Raw genomic sequence first — 2,958 nt, 5'->3', positions numbered from 1 at the left:
TGGTGGCGCTCGCCGAGCGCCCGCCGTGGCGGCTTTGGGCTTTCCCCTCCGCACCCGGATCGTGGGCAGGCGGCCCGCATTTTCTTGCGGGCACGTCCCTTGCCACTGCCGCGCCTGGGGCCACTCCGCTCGTCACCGCCGAGCGCGGACCTTACTGACGGCAGCTCGTCCCACGCACCGGGAGGCCGCGCCTCTCGGCATCATCGGCGACCGGTCCTAGTGCCGGCCGGCGGGCTGGGGTGCCTCCCGATGCTCCTGCTCCGTTAGGTCAGGGACAGCGGGCGCCACAGCGCCACCCCGCGAGCCGGACGGTACCGGTCACGACCCTCGGGCGGGTGACGCTGTTGGGGAATATGGGGCGGGTGGAGGGGGCGGGGATAAGTATTTTTTCCCCTATATACCCGCCGCTATCACACTCACACACGAGTAAGTGATACAACCGACAAGTGGGCAACATTGCAGTAAGAAAAATCATGTCCGCCGAAATCGTCTCTGACTGCCCGCGGTGCGGAAGTCTTAGCATCACCTTCCGGGTTACTGCTGCGAATCTGCGGCCCGTCGAATTCGCGCACGGTTGGGTACGAAGCTATGAACTCTTTGCCATCTGCAGAAACTGCGGGAAGGCCACGGTGCTGATTGCAGAGCAAAGCCAGTACGCAGACATAAATGTGCTTCAGACTCACGGTCCGTTGATCTTCCAGGACTCGCTAAATAATCACTTTCATCTACGCGGATTTCTCAGCACCAAGGACAACCAGTCCATCGAAGCGCCAGAGCATGTTCCAGCCCCCATTGCGGGGGTGTTTAACGAAGGCGGGACTTGCGTGGCCGTAGGATGCTGGAACGCCGCCAGCGCGATGTTCCGAAAATGCGTGGATCTCGCTACCAGAGAGCTTCTGCCCAAGGAGCGGTCTGAAGGAGAGAGCGATCAGCCCGGGCTGAATCGCAAGGTCCGCCGAGACCTTGGAAGTCGCCTCCCTTGGCTCTTCGAGAACAAATCGCTGCCTGAAGATCTTCGCGAGCTGGCGTCTTGCATTCATCAAGACGGAAACGACGCCGCTCATGCTGAATTCCTCACGGAGGCAGACGCGAGGGACCTTCTTGATTTCACAGTAGCGTTGCTCGAGCGTCTTTACACAGAGCCAGCTAAACTGGCAGCCGCAGCCAAACGACGGGCAGCTCGACGCGAATCGAATTCGAATAGCTCGTGAACAAGGCGCTCGACCGCGCAGCATTCTCCATCGTTGCCGTTATCGCTGGCTACGCAGTTGGCGGATGGGTCTACGAGGTTGCGGGAGACCATGTTTGGGCCAAGCCGGCAAACTGGATTTATGACTATCAGACACTCGTTGCGGGGACAGCGGCGGTAGTGGCCGCCGTTGTTGGAACGGTAGTGGCGTGGCGAGGAATTGAGCAACAGCTCGCCGTCATGCGCGAGCAGATTAGCGCGGGTCAGAAACAGCGCGAGGAGGATGCGCGACTGCGCAATAACGCGGTCGCAAATGCGTTGATGCTTATGTTGATTGGCGTCGCTGGTAAGCTTGCCAAGGCGGAGCGGTTGGCCGGGCAGTCGAATACATTTGAAAACGAGCGGCACTTCCTTCGAATTCACCTGCGGGATGCGGCTGGCATGTCAGCACACCTCGCTGCGGCGCTGATGCTCTGCGAGCAACAGCTCGAGGCAATGGAAATGGCGCTGAGCAAGCAACGTTCCGTGTACGATGCCGCTCGGCTGTTGAACTTTCGCACGCTACTTCTCTCAGAAGCGTTTGCCGAAGCCGCGAACAAATATGCTCGCGGCGAAGTGCCCATTCGGCCTTTGATACTTCCAGCCGCGATCGAACGAATTGCGTCTCAATGTGGACTAACGGGAGACTCGTCGGATTTAGGATGGATCAACCACTTACTGGCGCGCGAATTCTGAGTTCATCATGTGCCAAGATCATTTTTCATAGCAGCCAAAGGAGCATGCGTCGGGCCGGCCTCGTAACAGATCCAATGACCATAGAAAGCAGGCGGCAGCTTTGGCCGACCTAACGATTCACTCGGCCGGCGTATTGTGCTTTTCCTTGCATCTACGTCGCCCAATCCCCATATTCTCCTAAGCAAATTCCCCTGATTCCCAAGGTTGATTTTGGCCAACGAAACACCGCCGCCGGGCTCCGATAATCCGGCGGGCGATACGCCCGATTTTGATCCGATCTCGATCTCCGACGAGATGCGGCGGAGTTATCTCGATTACGCGATGAGCGTGATCGTCTCCCGCGCGCTGCCGGATGTGCGCGACGGGTTGAAGCCGGTGCATCGGCGCATTCTTTTCTCGATGCATGAGAACGGGCGCGACTGGAACAAGCCTTATCGCAAGTCGGCGCTGATCGTCGGCGACGTGATGGGCAAGTACCATCCGCACGGCGACGCTTCGATCTACGACGCGCTGGTGCGCATGGCGCAGGATTTCTCCATGCGCCTGCCGCTGATCGACGGGCAGGGGAACTTCGGCTCTGTCGACGGCGATCCGCCGGCGGCGATGCGCTACACCGAAGCGCGGCGCGCCAAGGTGGCGCACACGCTGACCGAGGACATCGACAAGGACACCGTCGATTTCCGCCCGAACTACGACGGCTCCGAGCAGGAGCCGGTCGTGCTGCCGGCGCGTTTTCCGAATTTGCTGGTCAACGGCGCCGGCGGTATCGCCGTCGGCATGGCGACCAACATCCCGCCGCATAACCTCGGCGAGATCATCGACGCGACGGTCGCGATGATCGACGATCCGGCGATCGACATCGAGCGGCTGATGGAGATCGTACCCGGTCCCGATTTCCCGACCGGCGGCATGATCCTCGGCAAGGCGGGCATTCGCTCGGCGTATCTCACCGGGCGCGGCTCGATCCTGGTGCGTGGGCGTGTGACGACGGAGACGATCCGCAAGGACCGCGAGGCGCTGGTCATCACCGAGAT

Annotated in this window: 3 protein-coding genes; all 3 read left to right on the top strand. The window is 60.5% G+C overall.

Translation table 11 applies throughout. From position 1 onward, the window contains the following. The first annotated feature begins 473 nt into the window (after window positions 1-473). Window positions 474-1,211, top strand: a complete 738-nt coding sequence (locus VHD36_02105) for a DUF4145 domain-containing protein (GenBank protein ID HVU86084.1) — start codon at window positions 474-476, stop codon at window positions 1,209-1,211. Continuing rightward, on the top strand, window positions 1,208-1,924 hold the full coding sequence (locus VHD36_02100) for a hypothetical protein (protein HVU86083.1): 717 nt from the start codon (window positions 1,208-1,210) through the stop codon (window positions 1,922-1,924). Before VHD36_02105 ends, VHD36_02100 begins: the two co-directional genes overlap by 4 nt. A gap of 210 nt (window positions 1,925-2,134) precedes the next feature. After that, window positions 2,135-2,958, top strand: an 824-nt coding sequence (locus VHD36_02095; protein ID HVU86082.1) for a DNA gyrase subunit A, incomplete at its 3' end; no start/stop codon positions are given.

This window comes from Pirellulales bacterium (assembly GCA_035546535.1).
Lineage (GTDB): Bacteria > Planctomycetota > Planctomycetia > Pirellulales > JACPPG01 > JACPPG01.
The sequence above is the reverse complement of the archived record's forward strand: the minus strand, read 5'-3'. Positions and strand labels throughout refer to the sequence as shown.